Here is an 18,269-nt window from a genome sequence, read left to right on the forward strand (position 1 = left end):
CGCCCCCCCGCCGACGCGGCCGGACCGCGGTGACTTTTGCAAAAATTCCGCAGCGGAAACTTGTGCGTTGCCGGGGGGTTGTTGGGCGGGGGCTCTCGAACCGGACATGGTCCGGCGCGGCGCCCGGACTGGCCTGGAGAAATGTCGCGTGCGCCAAGAACCGTCATCACCCTCCGACGGGAGCGTCGTATCGACCGGCCTCGACCCGCTGAACTATATCCTCGACGGCGGCTATGCGTATAACCGCGTCCACCTGATCGAGGGCGAGCCGGGGTCGGGCAAGACGACGCTCGGGCTGCAGTTCCTGCTCGCCGGGCGCGATGCGGGCGAGCGGTGCCTGTACATCACGCTGTCGGAAAGCCGCGACGAGCTGCTCCATGTCGCCAGGACGCATGGCTGGGACATGACCGGGGTCGACATCTTCGAACTGGTGCCGCCCGAACTCAGCCTCGATGTCGATCGCGAACAGTCGATCGTCTATTCGTCCGATCTCGAACTCGGCGAGACGGTCAACATGGTGATGGAGGCGGTCAGCAAGGTCGAGCCGACGCGGATCGTGTTCGACAGCCTGTCCGAGATCCGCCTGCTCGCGCAGGGGCCGCTGCGGTTCCGCCGGCAGCTGCTCGCGCTCAAGCATTATTTCGCGCAGCGGGGCTGCACCGCCTTGTTCCTCGACGACCTGACGCAGACCGAGGACGATCTCAGCCTGCACAGCCTGGCGCACGGCGTCGTCCGGCTCGAACAGATCGCGCTGCCCTATGGATCCGAGCGACGGCGGCTGCGCGTGTACAAGATGCGCGCGCGCGCGTTTCGCGGTGGCTTCCACGACTTCGTGATCCGGCGCGGCGGGTTGCAGATCTTTCCGCGGCTGACCGCGGTCGCGCATCCCGATACGGGTTTCGTCGACCGGCTGGCGTCGAGCGGGATCGAGGAGCTGGACACGCTGTCGGGCGGCGGGCTGGATTACGGGACGACGACGCTGATCATCGGGCCGTCGGGATCGGGCAAGACGACGCTGTCGCTGCAATATGTCTTCGCCGCGCTCGAACGCGGGGAGAAGGCGCTGTTCGTCAGCTTCGACGAGACCGAGCGCGTGTTCATGCGCCGCGCGGCGGGGATGGACCTCGACCTCAGCGACCATGTCGCGGCGGGGCGGCTGTGCTTCCGCCAGGTCGATCCGGGCGAATTGTCGCCGGGCGAGCTGACCGGGATCATCCGCGACCAGGTCGAGCGGGTCGGCGCGACGGTGGTCGTGCTCGATTCGCTGTCGGGTTATCAGCTCGCCATGCCCGAGGAGCAGCACATGCTGCTGCAGATGCACGAGGTCGTCACCTATCTGAACCAGCAGGGCGTGCTGGGGCTGCTCGTCCTGACGCAGGCCGGGATGATCGGGACGATGCAGTCGCCGGTCGACCTGACCTATCTGGCGGATTCGGTGATGCTGCTCAGGTTCTTCGAGGCGGATGGCGCGATCCGGCGGGTGATGTCGTTCCTGAAACGCCGGATGGGTCCGCATGAGGGGACCTTGCGCGAGTTCCGGATCGACAGCGGCGGGATCCGCGTCGGGCCGCAGCTGACCGGGTTTCGCGGTGTGCTGACCGGGACGCCCGAATATGGGGGCAGCGCCGCCCTGCTGACGAACCGTGACGAATCCTGACCGACCGGCGATGATGACCGACGATTTCCTGGTGGTCGCGCCGACCGGCCGCGACGCCGACGTGACCGCGCAGGTGCTGCGCTCTGCCGATATCGCCGCGGTGCCGGATGCCGACGGGACCGCGTTGTTCGCGGCGATCGCGGGGGGCACGCATGCCGGCGCGATCCTGACCGACGACGCGCTGTCGCGGCTCGACCAGGAGCGGCTGCTCGCAGCGATTGCCGCACAGGCGCCCTGGTCCGACTTCCCGTTCATCCTGCTGAGCAAGCGCGGCGAGCCGCGGCGCGGCGCGCGCGAGGTCGAGGCGGTCGCCAATGTGACCCTGCTCGAACGCCCGCTCCATCCTGCGTCGCTGGTCAGTGCGGCGCGCGCGGCGCTGCGCGCGCGGCAACGCCAGCGGCTGGCGGCACGGCATTTCGAGGACCGCGAAAAGGCACGCGCCGAGCTGCGCGATCTGGCGGATACGCTGGAAGCGAAGGTCGAGGCGCGGACGCGCGAACTGGCGGCGGCGAACGACCGGCTGACCGCGGAGATCGCCGAGCGCGAGCGGGCCGAGGCGCGGCTGGTCCAGGCGCAGAAGATGGAGGCGATCGGCCAGCTGACGGGGGGCATCGCGCATGATTTCAACAATCTGCTGACCGCGGTGATCGGCTCGCTCGACCTGTTGCTGCGGCGGACCGACGACGAGAAGATCCGGCGGCTGGCGAGCATGGCGTTGCAGGCGGGCGAGCGCGGCGCGACGCTGACCGCGCAGCTCCTGTCCTTTTCGCGACGCCAGCACCTGTCGCCGGTACCGGTCGAGCCCAACCAGGTCGTCGCGTCGATGGCGGACCTGCTCGCGCGGTCGATCGGCGCGGCGGTGACGGTCGAGCTCGACCTGGCGGACGATGTCTGGCGCGCGATGGTCGATCCGACGCAGCTCGAGGTCGTGCTGCTCAACCTGGCGATCAACGCGCGCGACGCGATGCCGTCGGGCGGGGTGGTGCGGATCGCGACGCGCAACCTGGCCGCGGTGCCCGACGCGCTGACCGCCGAGCTGAACCCGGGCGCTTATGTTTCGATCCAGGTCGCCGATACCGGTGCGGGGATGACGCCCGCCGTGCTCGCGCGCGCGTTCGAGCCGTTCTTCACCACCAAGGGGCAGGGCAAGGGCACGGGCTTGGGGCTCGCGCAGGTCTACGGCTTTGCCCGCCAGTCGGGCGGCACGGTCCGGATCGTCAGCGCGGAGAACGAGGGGACGGTGATCACCTTGTACCTGCCGCGGACGACCGAGGTCGCCGATCCGGTTGCGATCGAACGGCTGGCCCAGGCGACCGGGTCGCGGCAGCGGATCCTGGTGGTCGACGACGACAATGACGTCCGCGGGGTCGCCGCGCAGATGATCGAGGAGATCGGCTATCAGGTGGTCGCGGCGGCGAGCGGGTCCGAGGCGCTGACCGAATTCGGGCGCGCGTCGTTCGACCTGGTGCTGACCGACGTGGTGATGCCGGGCATGTCGGGCGTCGACCTGGCGCGGCGGATCCGCGCAGTCGCCCCCGCCATGCCGCTGCTGTTCGCGAGCGGCTATGCCGATGTCGCGACGTTCGGCGACGAGCTGGCGGCGGAGACGGTGCTGAAGAAGCCCTATCGCATCGGCGAGGTCGCGGCGCGGATCGGCGATGCACTGTCGGCGCAGTAGCGCAGGTGACGGACATTGCAGCGTTTCGCGGTGACGGTGCGGTGTATAGGATGGGGTTAACGCCCGTGCGTGTACGGTGATCAGGGACGCAGGATTTCGGACCCGGGGTGGGGGCAAGGTGGGGCAGCGTGGCTGAGCGACATGGATTCCTGGGCGACGGACCGCTCGCGGCGCTGATCGCGGCGTTCGACTGGTCGGCGACCCCGCTCGGCCCGATCGAGGGCTGGCCGCCGCATCTGCGGACCGTGGTGTCGATCCTGTTGCGCGCGCCGGTGCCGATGGCGCTGCTGTGGGGCGAGGAGGGGATCCTGCTCTACAATGCGCGCTATGCGACGATCGCGCAGGACAAGCATCCCGCGATTCTCGGCATGCCGGTGCGCGAGGCCTGGACGGAGGCGGCGGCGTTCAACGACGGCGTTGTGCGCGCCGGGATGGCCGGCAAGACGCGGAGCTATGCGCGGCAGGAGCTGACGCTGTACCGCCACGGCGAGCCCGAGACGGTGTTCCTCGACCTCAATTATTCACCCGTGCTCGATGCGGACGGGGTGCCCGCGGGCGTGCTGGCGGTGGTGATCGAGACGACCGACGCGGTGCTCGCCGAGCGCAGCCTGCGCTGGGAGACGCACAGCCTGGAGACGCTGAACGTCACCGGCGCGGCGCTGGTCGCCGAGCTCGAGCTCGAGCCGCTGATCCAGATGGTCACCGATGCGGGGGTCAAGCTGACCGGGGCGGAGTTCGGGGCGTATTTCCACAACCTGATGGACGAGACCGGCGAGCGGCTGCACCTGTTCACGCTGGCCGGGGCGGAGCGTGCGGCGTTCGAGAAGCTCGGCCGGCCGCGCGCGACCGCGGTGTTCGGACCGACCTTCCGCAACGAGGGCGTGATCCGCTCGGACGATATCCGCACCGACCCGCGCTACGGCAAGAGCGCGCCGCATTACGGGATGCCGCGCGGGCATCTGCCAGTGCGCAGCTATCTGTCGGTGCCGGTCACGTCGCGCACCGGGGTGGTGCTGGGCGGGCTGTTGTTCGGCCATTCCGAGCCCGGGCGTTTCGGCGAACGGCACGAGCGGCTGCTGGTCGGCGTCGCGGCGCAGGCGGCGATCGCGATCGACAATGCGCAATTGTTCAAGGCGGTGCAGGAGGTCAACGACACGCTCGAACAGCGCGTGGCGGAGCGGACCGCGGAGCTGACCCAGGCGCACGAGGCGCTGCGCCAGGCGCAGAAGATGGAGACGCTGGGCCAGCTTACCGGCGGTATTGCGCATGATTTCAACAATCTGCTGACGGTGATCCGCGGATCGACCGACCTGTTGCGGCGGCCCGACCTGAGCGCGGATCGGCGCGACCGCTACATCACTGCGATCGCGGACACCGCCGACCGCGCGACCAAGCTGACCAACCAACTGCTCGCCTTTGCGCGGCGATCGTCGCTGACCCCCGAGGTGCTCGACGTCCGCGCCGTCGTCAGCGGGATGACCGACATGCTGGCGACGCTGTCGGGATCGTTCATCGACATCGCGCTGAGCCTGCCCGACACGCCGTGCCTGACGCATGCGGATGCGAGCCAGCTCGAGACCGCGATCGTCAACCTGGCGGTCAATGCGCGCGACGCGATGGCGGGGCGCGGTGCGCTTCGGATCGTGGTCGGGCGCGCGGCGCGGATCCCGGCGGTGCGCGGCCATGTCGCGCGCGACGGCGATTTCGTGACGATCGGCGTGCACGACACGGGCAGCGGGATCGACCCGGCGCATATCGAGCATATCTTCGAGCCGTTCTTCACGTCGAAGGCGATCGGCCACGGCACCGGGCTGGGCCTGTCGCAGGTGTTCGGGTTCGTGAAGCAGTCGGGCGGCGAGGTGATCGTCGAGAGCACGCCCGGCGCGGGCGCGACGTTCACGCTGTATCTGCCGCATGACCCGACCGGCGTGCCGGCGGGGGTCGGCATCGCGGCGGAGGCGCGCGGCGACGGGCCGTCGCTGCGGATCCTGGTGGTCGAGGACAATGCCGCGGTCGGCGACTTCGCGATGTCCGCGCTCGCCGATCTGGGTCACGCGATCGTGTTCGCGCGCGATGCCGAGGAGGCGCTGGCGATCCTCGCGCGGGAGGTGGACGCGTTCGACGTGATGTTTTCGGACGTGGTGATGCCGGGGATGAACGGCGTCGCGCTGGCGCAATATGTCCGCCGGGACTTTCCCGCGATGCGTGTGCTGCTGACCAGCGGCTATAGCGACGTGATCTCGAAGGACGGCGCGCAGGGCTTTGCGCTGTTGCACAAACCCTATTCGATGGCGGAGCTCGCGCCGTGGCTGCACGCGGTGATGGAGGCGGACCGGCCGCTCGTGGCGGGCGCGTTCTAGAGCGCGGCGCTGTCGGTGAGGCGGTGGACGTCGCCGAGCAGCCGGTCGAAATAGTCGGTCCGCGGCGCGTCGAAGGTGACGATGTAGAGCAGCCCCGCGACGATCGCCGCGCGTGCCTCGCCCCGGCGGGGCAGATCGTCGGCGTCGACATAGGCATAGCCGAAGCGGATGCCGGCATGGCCGAGAAACGGGTCGGGCGCTGCGGTGGTGAGCGTGAAGTCCGCGATTCCGCCCGCGCTGCGATAGGTCGATTCGAGCAGTTCGGGGATCTCGGCGAGCAGCATCGCGTCGCTGTAGCGGGGGAGCGTCCTGCGGCGCCGGGGTTCGCGCAGCAGCGGCTCGCCGGGTGCGATCCCGCCGAACCAGGTGACCGCGTTGAGCCGCTCACCGTCGAGTGTCCAGACCTCGGCCTTGCGGCCCGGGCGGGCGGAGAGCTGGTTCCAGTCGCGCGGCGGGGTGACGGTCATCGTCCGGGCGACGCGGACCGGCTTGCCCTGCGCGCGATAGGCGTTGGCGTCGGCGGGCGCGGGCAGGAGCATGAGGAGGGCGGGGAGCAGCGGGTAGCGCATCAGCGGTCCTCCGGGGCGGCGATCAGGGCCGCGATCATGGTCGCATCGCCGGCGGCGGGGTCGAGCGCGAGATAGCGGCGTAGTGCCGCCTGTCCCTCCGCGAGGCGGCCGGTCCGGACCAGTGCGAGCCCCAGTCCGCGCTGTGCGGCGGCGAGGCTAGGGTCGAGCGCGGTGGCCTGCGCATAGAAGCGTGCGGCGTTGACGAGGTCGTGGGGGTTGCCGCGGGCGCGGTACAGGTCGCCGCGCGCGCGCCACAGCGCTGCGGTCCAGCCGCGCGCCGCACAGGCGGCGATCAGATAGGCGCTGGCGCCGAAGTCGTTGAGCTTGATCTGGTCGTCGAGGAACAGCGGCAGCCACGGCGCGAGCGCGTCGGCATGGCGGTCGGCGCCGTCGTCGCGGTCCGTCGCGTCGGGCAGCGCGAGCGCATCGAGCGTGGCGGCGCGTTCGGCCTCGGGCGGGTGCGAGGCGTAGAAGCCGATGCGGTCGAGCCGCGGGCGGTGCGCGCCGCGCGCGACCGCGGAGGCACCGGCCTCGGCGATCGCGCTGTGCCACAGCTGCGCGGCGGCCTGGGGGCGGAGGCGGCTGGCGTTGAGATAGCCGATCCCGAGCCGGTCGGCCTCGCGTTCCTGATCGCGCGAGAAGCGGTAGAGTGCGCCGTAGACCGATCGGCCGAGCGTGGCGAAGCGGCGGCGCAGATCGGCATCGGGGACCATTGCGGCGAGCACCGCGCCCCAGCCGAGCAGGTCGGAGCCGGTACGCTGCGCCCGGAACTGCGCAAGCGTGTGGCGGCGTTCGAAATGGCCGAATTCATGTCCGAGCACCGCGCCGAGCTCCGCCTCGCTGCGGGCGCGGAGCAGCAGCCCGCTGAACACGCGCATCGTCCCGTTCGCCGCCATGCTCGCGTTGAACAAAGGCACGCGCAGGACATAGACCCGCACGCCGGCGCAGCGCGCCGCGCCGACCGTGTCGCAGAGCGCGCGGCGGACATAGGCGTCGAGCGCGGCGTCGCGGATCAGCAGCGGCGACAGCGCGAGTTGCCGTTCGTCCTCGTCCGCCTCGGCCCAGGCGCCGATCTCGTCGACGCCGACCGGTTGATAGGCGCCGGCATAGGGGGGCGGGGCGGGGGCGGTCGCGGCGAGCAGGGCGAGGGCGAGCGCGGTGACGGTCATCGGGGGGCGGGGGTGCTGCCGGGGAAATCGGCGAGCAGTTGCTGGACGCGGCGGGCGGCGCCTTCGGGGGTGCGCAGGTCGCCGCCCATCGCGCGGTCGGCGTTGAGCCAGAGCAGGTCGCCCGTCCGCAGATCGACCAGCCCGGCATAGCCCGCATGTTCGCCCGCGCTGAGCGGGATGCCGGGCCCCAGCATCGCGACGATCTGCAGCAGCTTGCGCCCGGTCGAGCCATAGGCGTCGCTGGTGCTGAGGAAGAGCGCGTAATCGGCGTCGCGCGCGCCGGGCAGCCGCGCGATGCCGGGCCCGAGCGTCCAGTCGAACCGCCCGGCCTGCGTCGCCCGTTTCTTGGTCGGCAGCCGGTCGCCGGCGAAGAACTGATAGCGGATCACCGATTGCGAGACCGCGGCGAACAGCGCGGCATAGTCCGCCACGAGCCGCGCCGCATCGCCGTCCGCTATGGGCGCGGGGATCACGCGGTTGCCGAGCGCCTGTTGCTGCGCGGCGAGTGCGGTTTCGATGTTGCGGCGGGCCTGGTCGGTCCAGTCGCCATTGGGTTCGAACATCCCGCCGGTCGAGCGCGCGCCGACGCGGATGCTCGGGCGGATCAGGAGGATGGTCTTGCCGCTGCCGGGGGGCAGCGTGAAGCCGGTCTTCTGCGCGCTTCTCTGGCGGGCGGCGGCGGGTGAGGCGGGCGCGAGTGTCAGGGCCGGGGCCAGCAGCATGATCGTCAGACGCGTCGCGAGCCCTGTCCCCATCGACGCCCCCCAGCGCGCTGTCCCGGCGACCGGGCTAGGCCGCGCGCACGGGGGCGACAAGCCGCAGACCGGCCCGCTTTGGACCAAGGCGGACGTACCCACGAAAAAGCCTGTCGCGCGGGGAGCGCGACAGGCTGTTCGATCAGGCGGCGGGCGGGCCCGCCACAGTAATGGGTCAGGGGCTTACTGGCAGGCGAGGCACTCGTCATAATCCTTCGACTCGACGTCGATCTGACGCAGGTCGATGGTGTTGTCCGCCTCGACCCCGCCGGCGAAGCCAGCGCGCTGCACCGACTTGGAGCGGAGATAGTAGAGCGACTTGATGCCGAGCTCCCAGGCGCGGAAGTGGAGCATCAGCAGGTCCCACTTTTCCACGTCCGCGGGGATGAACAGGTTCAGCGACTGCGCCTGGTCGATGTACGGCGTGCGGTCCGCGGCGAGTTCAAGCAGCCAGCGCTGGTCGATCTCGAAGCTGGTCTTGTAGCAGTCCTTTTCCTCGGTCGAGAGGAAGTCGAGATGCTGGACCGAACCACCCTGTTCGAGGATCGAGTTCCACACCGCGTCCGAGTTCTTCGACTTCTCGGCGAGCATCTTCTCGAGATACGGGTTCTTGATCGAGAAGCTGCCCGAGAGCGTCTTGTGCGTGTAGATGTTCGCCGGGATCGGCTCGATGCAGGCCGACGTGCCGCCGCAGATGATGCTGATCGACGCGGTCGGCGCGATCGCCATCTTGCAGCTGAACCGCTCCATCGCGCCGACATCGGCGGCGTCGGGGCAGGGCCCGCGCTCGATCGCGAGCTGCATCGAGGCTTCATTGGCCTGCGCGTTGATGTGCTTGAACATCCGCAGGTTCCACGACTTGGCCATCGCGCCTTCGAACGGGATGCCACGTGCCTGAAGGAAGCTGTGGAAGCCCATGACGCCAAGGCCGACCGAACGCTCGCGGCCCGCCGAATAGGCGGCGCGTTCCATGCCGGGCTCATGGCGGTCGATATAGTCCTGCAGCACGTTGTCGAGGAAGCGCATGACGTCCTCGATCAGGCCCTTCTCGTCCTTCCACTGATCCCAGGTTTCGAGGTTCAGCGACGACAGGCAGCAGACCGCGGTCCGCTCGTTGCCGAGGTGATCCTTGCCGGTCGGCAGCGTGATTTCCGAGCACAGGTTCGAGGTCGAGACCTTGAGGCCGAGCTCGCGGTGATGCTTGGGCATCGCCTTGTTCACGTGATCGGCAAAGACGATGTAGGGCTCGCCGGTCTGGAGACGCGTCTCGACGAGCTTCTGGAACAGCGAGCGCGCGTCGACCGTGGCGCGGATCGCCTGATCCTTCGGCGAGCGGAGGTGCCATTCCTCGCCGTTGCGCACCGCCTCCATGAAGGCGTCGGTGATCAGCACGCCGTGGTGGAGGTTCAGCGCCTTGCGGTTGAAATCGCCCGAGGGTTTGCGGATCTCGAGGAATTCCTCGATCTCGGGATGCGAGACGTCGAGATAGACGGCGGCCGAGCCACGGCGCAGCGAGCCCTGCGAGATGGCGAGGGTGAGCGAATCCATGACGCGGACGAACGGGATGATGCCGCTGGTCTTGCCGTTGAGGCCGACCGGCTCGCCGATGCCGCGGACATTGCCCCAATAGGTGCCGATGCCGCCGCCGCGCGAGGCGAGCCAGACATTCTCGTTCCAGGTGTCGACGATGCCGCCGAGGCTGTCGGGGACCGAGTTGAGATAGCAGGAGATCGGCAGGCCGCGACCGGTGCCGCCGTTCGAGAGAACGGGGGTGGCGGGCATGAACCAGAGCTTCGAGATCGCGTCGTAGAGGCGCTGCGCGTGGCCGGCGTCATCGGCGTACGCAGACGCGACGCGGACGAACAGATCCTGATAGCTCTCGCCCGGGAGCAGATAGCGGTCCTTCAGCGTCTCCTTGCCGAATTCGGTCAGCAGCGCGTCGCGGCTGTGATCGACCTCGACCGGGTAAATCTGCGCGCGCACGGAATGGCTGTCCTGCGCCTGACGCGGCGCCTTGGGGGCCTCTGCTGCGGGCGTGTCGAGGGTCTGTTCGATGGTGTCGGTCGTCATGTCGCTATCCCGGCTGCTGTCTCTGAAATCCAAAAGACCGCTCCTAAAATTCTGTAATCGTTCGAATCGGGAGCATATCCCATGCTATCATCGGGCAGATCAAAAGCAGAACAAAAACTGATCGGCAGCGCGTGGTCACGCCTGTCGACAACCAGGGTGGCAGCCCGAGGGGCGCACCATGTTCTACCAGAGATAGGGCCTGCCGCTGTAAGTAGCCCCCAGATACTGTGCCAATCCCGCAGCGGGTGCAAGCCGCTAGTTGGCCCGTTGCGGCCCTGCCCGGGGTCGATGGGGTATCCCGACGCGGCGGCGGCGGCGCGACGCGTGGATCTGCGCCGGGTTCGCGATACGCAAGCGGATTTCGCGCCTTTCGAAATATTTTCGAGCGAGCCGCGCGCGCCCGCGGTCAGCCCGCGCGGCGCATCCCGCGGACCAGCGGCGGGGGGCCGAGCCGTTCGATATCGACCGGATGGTCGAAGGCGAGCCCGGCGCGGCCATCGCGCAGCCAGCGAATCTGCGCGCCGATCATCTGCCCATCGACGAGCTCGATCGAGACGCCGGCGCGGGTCGGATCGCCGCGGACCATCAGCCCCTCGACCATCGCGCCGCTGGTCGAGATGTCGCGGACGCGGACATCGACGAGCGTATCCTCGACCAGCAGCCGTGCGGAGCGCAGCATCCGCACGCGCGGCGCGCGGCTGGTCTTGAACCCGGCGGCGGTCGCCACCCCCGCGGCGGTGGAAAGCTGTTCCATCACCACTTCGTTGAGGACCGGGCGGCCATAGACATAGCCCTGGATATGGCTGCAGCCGAGATCGCGGACGAGCGCGATCTCGTCCTGAAGCTCGACGCCTTCCGCCGTCGTCTCCATGCCGAGCGTGTCGGCGAGCATGACGATCGCCTTGATGATCGCGGCGTTGCGATTGCCCGGTTCGGCCGCGCCCTTCACGAACGACTGGTCGATCTTGATCTTGTCGAACGGCGCGGTGCGTAAGTAGCCGAGCGACGAATAGCCGGTGCCGAAATCGTCGAGCGCGAGCCGGACGCCGATCCCTTTCAGCGCCTTGAACATCTGGTCCGAGGACGCGCTCTCGTCGAGGAAGACGCCCTCGGTAATCTCGAGTTCGAGCCGGTTGGCGGGCAGCCCGGACTGGGCGAGCGCGCTGGTGACGAGGGCTGGCAGTGCGGGATTGGCGAACTGGATCGGCGAGACGTTGACCGCGACGCGGACGTCGGCGGGCCAGCGCGCGGCGGCGTTGCACGCGGTGCGCAGGACCCAGGTGCCGATCGCCTCGATCAGCCCGCATTCCTCGGCGATCGGAATGAAGTCGGCGGGCGACACGGGGCCGCGCGTCGGGTGGTTCCAGCGGATCAGCGCCTCATAGCCGACGATCCGCGTCGATTTCGTGCTGACGACGGGCTGGTAGCAGAGGTGGAACGCGCCCTCGGTCACCGCGATGCGCAGATCGTCCTCGAGCTGCTTGCGCGATTTCGCCCCCGCCAGCATGTCGTCCGAATAGAAGCGGTGGACGCCGCGGCCATCGGCCTTGGCCGCATAGAGCGCGAGATCGGCGTTGCGGATCAGCGTCTCCGAATCCTTGCCGTGCTGCGGGGTGATCGCGATGCCGATCGAACAGCCGATCGAGACCGACGCGCCGCTGATGAAATAGGGTTGCGACAGCGCGAGGATGAGCTCGCGCGACAGGGTGCTGAGCGTGTCGCGGTTGTCGACACCGGGGAGCACGACCTGGAACTCGTCGCCGCCGAGCCGGCCGACGAGCCCTGCGTCACCGACCACGCGCGTGAGCCGCTGCGCGACCTGCTTGAGCAGCAGGTCGCCCGCCTGGTGGCCGAGCGTGTCGTTGACCGCCTTGAACCGGTCGAGATCCATCAGGAAGAGCGCGGTCGGGCGGTAGGGCCCGGCCTGCTGCGCGAGCGTCTTGTCAAGCGAGAGCCGCATCCGCTGGCGGTTGGCGAGCCCGGTCAGCCCGTCGAACAGCGCGAGGCGGTTGATCTCGGCATCGGCCTTGCGCTTTTCGGTGAGGTCGAAGCCGGTGCCGATAAAGCCCTGGAACCGGCCGATCTCGTCGATCACTGGTCGGCCCGACATCGACCACCAGCGCTCGGGCGCGGGGTCAGCGGCGGCGCAGACCGAATAGTCCGAGAAGGAGGTGCGCGATGACAAATGGAAGGCGAGCGTGCGTTCGGTGCCGGGCGCCTCGCTGTCCATGCGGAACAGGTCGGTGAGGATGCAGCCGACCAGCCCGGACGACGGGTCGCACCCCTCCTCCGGATCCGACGGCGGCGGGAGCGCGTGCGCCATCTTGGGCGAGATATAGGTGATGCGGCCGCGCCGGTCGGCTTCCCAGAACCAGCCGGGGCCGTAATTCTCGAACTCCGCCATCAGCTTCATCGCGAGCCGGCCCTCGCTCGACTGGTCCGCGTGATCGAGCGCGAGCGCATAGTCGATCCGCGCCATCCGGTAGGCGACCGCGGCAAAGCCGGCAAAGGCGGCGATCGCGACGACCGGTGCGATGCCGACGCCCGACAGCAAGGTCAGCATCAGCGCCAGGCCGATGCCGAACCCCAGGGTCGCGGCGCGCACGGCGTAAAGCGTGATCGCGGTGACGCTGATCGCGCCGACGATCGCGACCAGCCCGGCGAGCTCGATCGGCCCGCCCGGCAGCTCGACGGTGACCCAGAGCAACGACAGGAGCGCAGCAGAGAGCCCGGCGGCGCAGGTCGCGAGCACCGCGTTGCGGCGATGGATCGGCCATTCGCGCAGCGTCCTGCTGCGCACCGTCGCGAAGGCCGCGCCGGACAGCAGAGCGATCACCCCCGCATGCACCGCCACCGCCGCGATCAGCGCCGGCCGTGCCGCCAGCGAAACGCCGAAGACGATCGCCGCGGCCACGAGGTGCGCGATCAGCGCGACCGGCCAGACCGCGCCGACCTTGGCGAGGCGGACATGCTGCGCGGCGCTCCACGCATCCTCGTCGCTTTCGACGAGCCCGAACAGGATGAGGCTCGTGGCGTCGGGATGATCGCGGAGGGGAATGGCGGGAGAGCGCGAGAACATTGCGCAAGCGTACCGCATCAGCGGTTGCGCAATTGCCCTCCGATCATGCTTAACAGGTCGTAAGCGCCTGCATTTATCAGATAAATAGCCCGGTCAGCCAATAGGTCGCCGCCCCGATCGCGGCGGCGGCGGGCAGCGTCACGGTCCAGGCGATGATGATGTTGCTGGCGACGTTCCAGCGCACCGCGGACAGGCGGCGCGCGGCACCCACGCCGACGATCGCGCCGGTGATCGTGTGCGTCGACGAGACCGGCACGCCCCAGAAGGTCGCGGCGAACAGCGTGATCGCGCCGCCGGTCTCCGCGCAGAACCCTTGCGCGGGCGTCAGCCGGGTGATCTTCGACCCCATGGTGTGGACGATCCGCCAGCCGCCCGACAGCGTGCCGAGCGCCATCGCCGCCTGGCAGGACAGCACGACCCAGAAGGGCACGTGGAACTCGCCGCCGAGCAGCCCCTGCGAATAGAGCAGCACCGCGATGATCCCCATCGTCTTCTGCGCGTCGTTGCCGCCGTGGCCGAGCGAATAGAGCGCGGCGGAGATCAGCTGGAGCTTGCGGAAGCGCTTGTCGACGCCGAGGGGGGTGAGTTTCAGGCTGGTCCAGGCGACGAGCAGGACGAGCAGCAGCGCGAGCAGCAGGCCGACCGCGGGCGAGACGAAGATCGCGCTGACGGTCTTGATCACGCCGCTCCAGACGATCGCGCCGAAGCCGATCTTGGCGACGCCCGCGCCGAGCAGCCCGCCGATCAGCGCGTGGCTGCTGCTCGAGGGGATGCCGAGCACCCAGGTGATGACGTTCCACGCGATCGCGCCGATCAGCGCGGCGAAGATCACCTGCGCGTCGATCACCTGCGCATGGACGATGCCGGTGCCGACGGTCTGCGCGACGTGGAGGCCGAAGACGGCAAAGGCGATGAAGTTGAAGAATGCCGCCCAGAGCACGGCATATTGGGGTTTCAACACGCGCGTCGAGACGACCGTCGCGATCGAGTTCGCAGCGTCGTGCAGGCCGTTCAGGAAATCGAACAGCAGCGCGATGCCGATCAGGCCGATGAGGACCGGGAGCGAGAGGATCATGCGGGGATGCTTCCCCGAGCCTGCATTGGCGTCATCGCGGGGCGTCCCACCAGTTTACCTCCCCGGCGGAGGCCGGGGTCCAGTTGGAGAGGTCGCAGTAACGGTGCGCTGCCCTCGGCCATGGCCGTCGCCCAACTGGGCCCCGGCCTTCGCCGGGGGGGTGAACTGGGGGAGGCTTCGGGCCGAAACGACGCGTCACGCATGGTCGATGACGAGTCCCTGGATCTCGTTGGCGACGTCTTCGAAGCGGTCGACGATCTTTTCGAGGCTGGAATAGATTTCGCGGCCGATGATGAAGGCCATCGGGTCGGCATGGCTCTTCGACGCGGCGAACAGCGCGCGCAGGCCGGTGTCGTGGATGTCGTCGGCGTGACCCTCGATCTGGATCAGCCGGGCGGTCAGGTCGTGGAGACGGCCGGCGTTGCTGCCGAGCGAGCGGAGCAGCGGGATCGCCTCGGCGGTGATCCGCGCAGCCTCGACGATGATGCCCGCCATGTCGCGCATCTCGGGCGCGAATTCGGTCACCTCGTAGAGCGCGATCGCGTTGGCGGTGCCGTTCATCTGGTCGATCGCATCGTCCATCACGCCGATCAGGTCGGTGATCGCGCTGCGGTCGAACGGCGTCACGAACACGCGGCGGACGTCCTGCAGGACCTCGCGCGTGATGTCGTCGGCCTCGTGTTCGCGGCGCACGATCTCGGCGATCTGGCTTTCGATCGAGCCTTCGCCGTGGAGCAGCCGGGCGAGCGCGTCGGCGCCCGCGACGAGCGTCGCGGCATGCGCGTCGAACAGCTCGAAGAACCGCCCCTGCTTGGGCATGAGTGCCTGGAACCAGCCCAGCATCGGAAAACGCCTCCTCATTCGTGACCGCAGCACAGGCAGCACGCGTTGTTCGAACGCCACCGGGATCGGTGGCTTTCGGAATCCTCGGATCAGAGCCTTGAGTTCGGGCTCGTCGACCGCGGCGGCGGCCTTATCAGGCGGAAACCACCGTGTCTCGCGCTGATCCCGCTCGGGCCAGTCCGCGACCTGTTCGACGACCTGCATCGGATAGACGCTGACGATCATCGGCCGGAGACGCCCGCTGCGGCGCCGCTTGTCGTAGCAGAAATCGCCGACCGCGCTGGGGCAGGGGATGCCGCGAATCCCGGCTTCCTCGAACGCTTCCTGCGCGGCGGCCTCGTGCGAGGCGAGGCCGGCAATCGGATTGCCCTTGGGAATCACCCAGCGCCGCGTCTCGCGCGAGGTGATGAGCAGGATCTCGGCGGATCCGTCGGCGGTGATCCGGTAGGGCAGGGCAGCGATCTGACGGATCGGTCGGGTCCTCGGGCAAGGTCAAACCCGATGTCTGACACGCACCGCGCGCGAGCGCCAGACGCTCCGCAAAGGTGGCGTGGCGGATGAACCGCCACGATCCGCAAGGGGATGGCGTGGCGGGGTTACCGCCACGCCGGCCGTATCAGCGGAACTTGCCGCTGAGCGAGACGCCGATGATCCGCGGTTCGTTGAACACCGCGGCCATGTAGTTCTCGATCACGCCCTTCAGGTTCTTCTCGCCGGTGATGTTGCGCGCGAACACCGCGAGTTCATAGGCATCGTCGGGCGCGGCATAGCCGATCTTCAGGCCGCCTTCGAAGTTGCCGTTCGCGGTGAACTCCTTGGTCTTGTAGAGCACGAACTGCGTATAGCCCTGGATGTTGAAGTCGCCCGCGATGAACGCGCGACCGCCATTGCCGAGCGGCTGGTCGTAGCGTGCGGTCAGGTCGACATTATACTCAGGGGCATTGGGCAGGGGCTCGCCGTCGATCTTGACGAGGAAGGTCGTGCCGAACGCGCCGGGGACGGGGCGGACCGCCGCGGACGGCGTGCAGACGACCGCGTTGTTGAGCGCGCAGATCTGCACCTCGGTCGTCGTGTCGCGAATCGCGCTGTGCAGCAGGCTGAGCCCGGCGCCGAGCGTGAGGTTGGGAACGGGCTTCCAGTTCGCCTCGGCCTCCATGCCGTACGCCTCGGCCTTGTTGCCGTTGAACAGGATGCCGTTGCCGTTGAGATCGTTGCCGTTGAGCTGGATGTCGTTGACGCGGTAGCCGAACACGGTCGCGTTGAGGCTGAGCGTGTTGTCGAGCAGGCGGGTCTTGATGCCCGTCTCCCACGACAGGATCGTCTCCGAGTTGGCGGTCGAGAAGTCCGAGTTGAACACTGCCGAGCGGCCCTGGATCGTCGGTCCGCGGAAGCCCTGCGCGATCCGCGAGTAGAGGCTGATGTCGGGGCTCGCCTGGTAGAGGAGGCTCGCGTCCCAGCTCGGCTTGGTCGCCTTCAGCGTGACGTCGGTGCGGAAGCCGGCCGGATACTGGCTGATGCCGGCGACGTTCTGGACGGGCTTGAGCAGCTGCGTGCGCTTCTTGTCCTCGGTGATGCGGCCGCCGGCGGTGAGCGTCAGCCGGTCCATCAGCTCGTAGCTGACCTGGCCGAAGCCGGCCCAGGAGGTGTTGACGTCGTGGAGGCGGACCCAGTTGTTCGGGTTGCGCTGCGCGGTCGTCAGGAAGAAGGTCCGCTGGTAGAAATCGGTGATGTCGCGCGTGTCGAAATACAGGCCGCCGACCTGCCAGTTGAAGCGCCCGCCCTGCGTGCCCGACAGACGCAGCTCCTGCGACCACTGGTCGAGATCGCGGATCTGGCCCTGCGACTGGCCGAAGCCGTTCGCCGTGCCGCGGACGGGGAAGTTCGCGCCCGCGCCGCCATCGGTGTCGCCGCGGCTGAAGCCCGAGGTCGTCTCATAGGCGGTGATCGAGGTGAGCGCGGCAGGACCGAAGTCGTAGGTCGCGCGGACCGAGCCGCCATAGGTGGTGTAGCTCTGCGGATTGTCATTGCCTTCGTCGAGCGCGACGATGTTGCGCGGTTCGGCCTGGACGTCGTTCGAGCCCTTCTTCAGCGCGGCGCGGTGGAACAGCGTCGAGGTGCCGTCATACCAGCGGGCATGGCCCGACAGGTCGAGCGAGAAGGCGTTGCCCGGGGTCAGCGCGAGTTGGACGCGGACGTTGCGGTCGTCGAAGCCGCCCATCGCGTTCTTGCGCGGGGTCGCGGTGCTGTCCTGCGTGACGCCGGCATAGACGTTGTCGACATAGTTTTCGCGGTGCTGGAGCAAGGTCGAGACGCGGATCGACAGCAGGTCCTTGATCAGCGGGCCACCGACGCCCGCATCGACGCTGACGCTGCCATAGGTGCCGACCGAGGCCGAGGCGCGGCTGTCGAAGTCGTTGGTCGGCTTGATCGTGTCGAACTTGATGATGCCCGCGGTCGTGTTGCGGCCGAACAGCGAGCCCTGCGGGCCGCGCAGCACCTCGACCTGGCGGACGTCATAGACCGGGTTCGACTTCAGCACGACATGCTCGAGGATCACGTCGTCCTGGATGATCGTGACCGGCTGCGACGCGCCGAGGTAGAAATCGATGTTGCCGAGACCGCGGATGTAGAAGCGCGGGAAGATGCGGCCGGTGGTGGTCTCGACATAGAGGCCGGGGACGCGGCCCGACAGCGACAGCAGCGTGTCGTCGCCACCCGCCTGGAACGCGCGCAACGCATCGCCCGAGGCGACGCCGACCGACAGCGGCACGCGCTGGAGATTCTCCGAGCGGCGTTCGGCGGTGACGACGATCTCGCCGAGGCCGTCTTCAGCGGGGGCGGCAGCAGGGGCGGTGGTCGTGTCCTGGGCGGCGGCGGGCAGTGCGGCGAGCAGCAATGTCGCGGGTGCGATGCCGCGCAGGAGCGACGTGGTCAGACGGGTGCGTGTCACGGTGATATTCCCTGGATGATCTTCTTGGTTCTACCGAAGGGACACCCGACGAGCCGCGCGCGCC

11 protein-coding genes are annotated in these 18,269 nt (G+C 68.7%); 3 read left to right on the top strand and 8 right to left on the bottom strand.

Features of this window, described 5'->3' with window-relative positions:
* The first annotated feature begins 148 nt into the window (after positions 1 to 148).
* From sphst_RS12850 to sphst_RS12860, 3 genes are all read left to right on the top strand, one after another.
* Positions 149 to 1,657 (top strand): ATPase domain-containing protein, encoded by a 1,509-nt coding sequence (locus tag sphst_RS12850; protein WP_234387640.1) that lies wholly within the window; start codon positions 149 to 151, stop codon positions 1,655 to 1,657.
* Between the two features lie 13 nt (positions 1,658 to 1,670).
* Complete coding sequence (locus tag sphst_RS12855) at positions 1,671 to 3,335, top strand: response regulator (protein WP_159043617.1); 1,665 nt, start codon at positions 1,671 to 1,673, stop codon at positions 3,333 to 3,335.
* Between the two features lie 128 nt (positions 3,336 to 3,463).
* Positions 3,464 to 5,695 (top strand): hybrid sensor histidine kinase/response regulator, encoded by a 2,232-nt coding sequence (locus sphst_RS12860; RefSeq protein WP_107045633.1) that lies wholly within the window; start codon positions 3,464 to 3,466, stop codon positions 5,693 to 5,695.
* Here sphst_RS12860 and sphst_RS12865 read toward each other — a convergent pair.
* The 8 genes from sphst_RS12865 to sphst_RS12900 form a co-directional block, all read right to left on the bottom strand.
* Positions 5,692 to 6,264 (bottom strand): hypothetical protein, encoded by a 573-nt coding sequence (locus sphst_RS12865; RefSeq protein ID WP_107045634.1) that lies wholly within the window; start codon positions 6,262 to 6,264, stop codon positions 5,692 to 5,694. The genes sphst_RS12860 and sphst_RS12865 overlap by 4 nt on opposite strands.
* The gene (locus tag sphst_RS12870) at positions 6,264 to 7,433 is read right to left on the bottom strand and encodes a M48 family metallopeptidase (RefSeq protein ID WP_107045635.1); all 1,170 of its coding nucleotides are present in this window, start codon (positions 7,431 to 7,433) and stop codon (positions 6,264 to 6,266) included. Before sphst_RS12870 ends, sphst_RS12865 begins: the two co-directional genes overlap by 1 nt.
* Positions 7,430 to 8,188 (bottom strand): hypothetical protein, encoded by a 759-nt coding sequence (locus sphst_RS12875; RefSeq protein WP_325049481.1) that lies wholly within the window; start codon positions 8,186 to 8,188, stop codon positions 7,430 to 7,432. The genes sphst_RS12870 and sphst_RS12875 overlap by 4 nt, the downstream gene beginning before the upstream one ends.
* A 183-nt stretch (positions 8,189 to 8,371) precedes the next feature.
* On the bottom strand, positions 8,372 to 10,258 hold the full coding sequence (locus sphst_RS12880; protein ID WP_409349135.1) for a ribonucleoside-diphosphate reductase subunit alpha: 1,887 nt from the start codon (positions 10,256 to 10,258) through the stop codon (positions 8,372 to 8,374).
* Between the two features lie 406 nt (positions 10,259 to 10,664).
* Positions 10,665 to 13,337, bottom strand: coding sequence for an EAL domain-containing protein (locus sphst_RS12885; protein ID WP_107045637.1), 2,673 nt, complete (start codon positions 13,335 to 13,337; stop codon positions 10,665 to 10,667).
* Positions 13,338 to 13,413: 76 nt separating this feature from the next.
* The gene (locus tag sphst_RS12890; RefSeq protein ID WP_031394897.1) at positions 13,414 to 14,412 is read right to left on the bottom strand and encodes an inorganic phosphate transporter; all 999 of its coding nucleotides are present in this window, start codon (positions 14,410 to 14,412) and stop codon (positions 13,414 to 13,416) included.
* 195 nt (positions 14,413 to 14,607) lie between these two features.
* Positions 14,608 to 15,726 carry a DUF47 family protein gene (locus tag sphst_RS12895; RefSeq protein WP_056679450.1) on the bottom strand — a complete coding sequence of 373 codons (1,119 nt, stop codon included), beginning with the start codon at positions 15,724 to 15,726 and terminating at the stop codon, positions 14,608 to 14,610.
* A gap of 145 nt (positions 15,727 to 15,871) precedes the next feature.
* Complete coding sequence (locus sphst_RS12900) at positions 15,872 to 18,205, bottom strand: TonB-dependent receptor (RefSeq protein WP_442800401.1); 2,334 nt, start codon at positions 18,203 to 18,205, stop codon at positions 15,872 to 15,874.
* Between the last annotated feature and the right edge of the window lie 64 nt (positions 18,206 to 18,269).

Source organism: Sphingomonas sp. STIS6.2 (genome assembly GCF_000732685.2).
Taxonomy (GTDB): Bacteria; Pseudomonadota; Alphaproteobacteria; order Sphingomonadales; family Sphingomonadaceae; genus Sphingomonas; species Sphingomonas aerolata.

Excerpts from the sequence above, each read along its gene's own strand:
- sphst_RS12885 (WP_107045637.1), bottom strand. The coding sequence starts at position 13,337 with ATGTTCTCGCGCTCTCCCGCCATTCCCCTCCGCGATCATCCCGACGCC.
- sphst_RS12880 (WP_409349135.1), bottom strand. The coding sequence starts at position 10,258 with ATGACGACCGACACCATCGAACAGACCCTCGACACGCCCGCAGCAGAG.
- sphst_RS12875 (WP_325049481.1), bottom strand. The coding sequence starts at position 8,188 with ATGGGGACAGGGCTCGCGACGCGTCTGACGATCATGCTGCTGGCCCCG.
- sphst_RS12865 (WP_107045634.1), bottom strand. The coding sequence starts at position 6,264 with ATGCGCTACCCGCTGCTCCCCGCCCTCCTCATGCTCCTGCCCGCGCCC.
- sphst_RS12890 (WP_031394897.1), bottom strand. The coding sequence starts at position 14,412 with ATGATCCTCTCGCTCCCGGTCCTCATCGGCCTGATCGGCATCGCGCTG.
- sphst_RS12870 (WP_107045635.1), bottom strand. The coding sequence starts at position 7,433 with ATGACCGTCACCGCGCTCGCCCTCGCCCTGCTCGCCGCGACCGCCCCC.
- sphst_RS12855 (WP_159043617.1), top strand. The coding sequence starts at position 1,671 with ATGACCGACGATTTCCTGGTGGTCGCGCCGACCGGCCGCGACGCCGAC.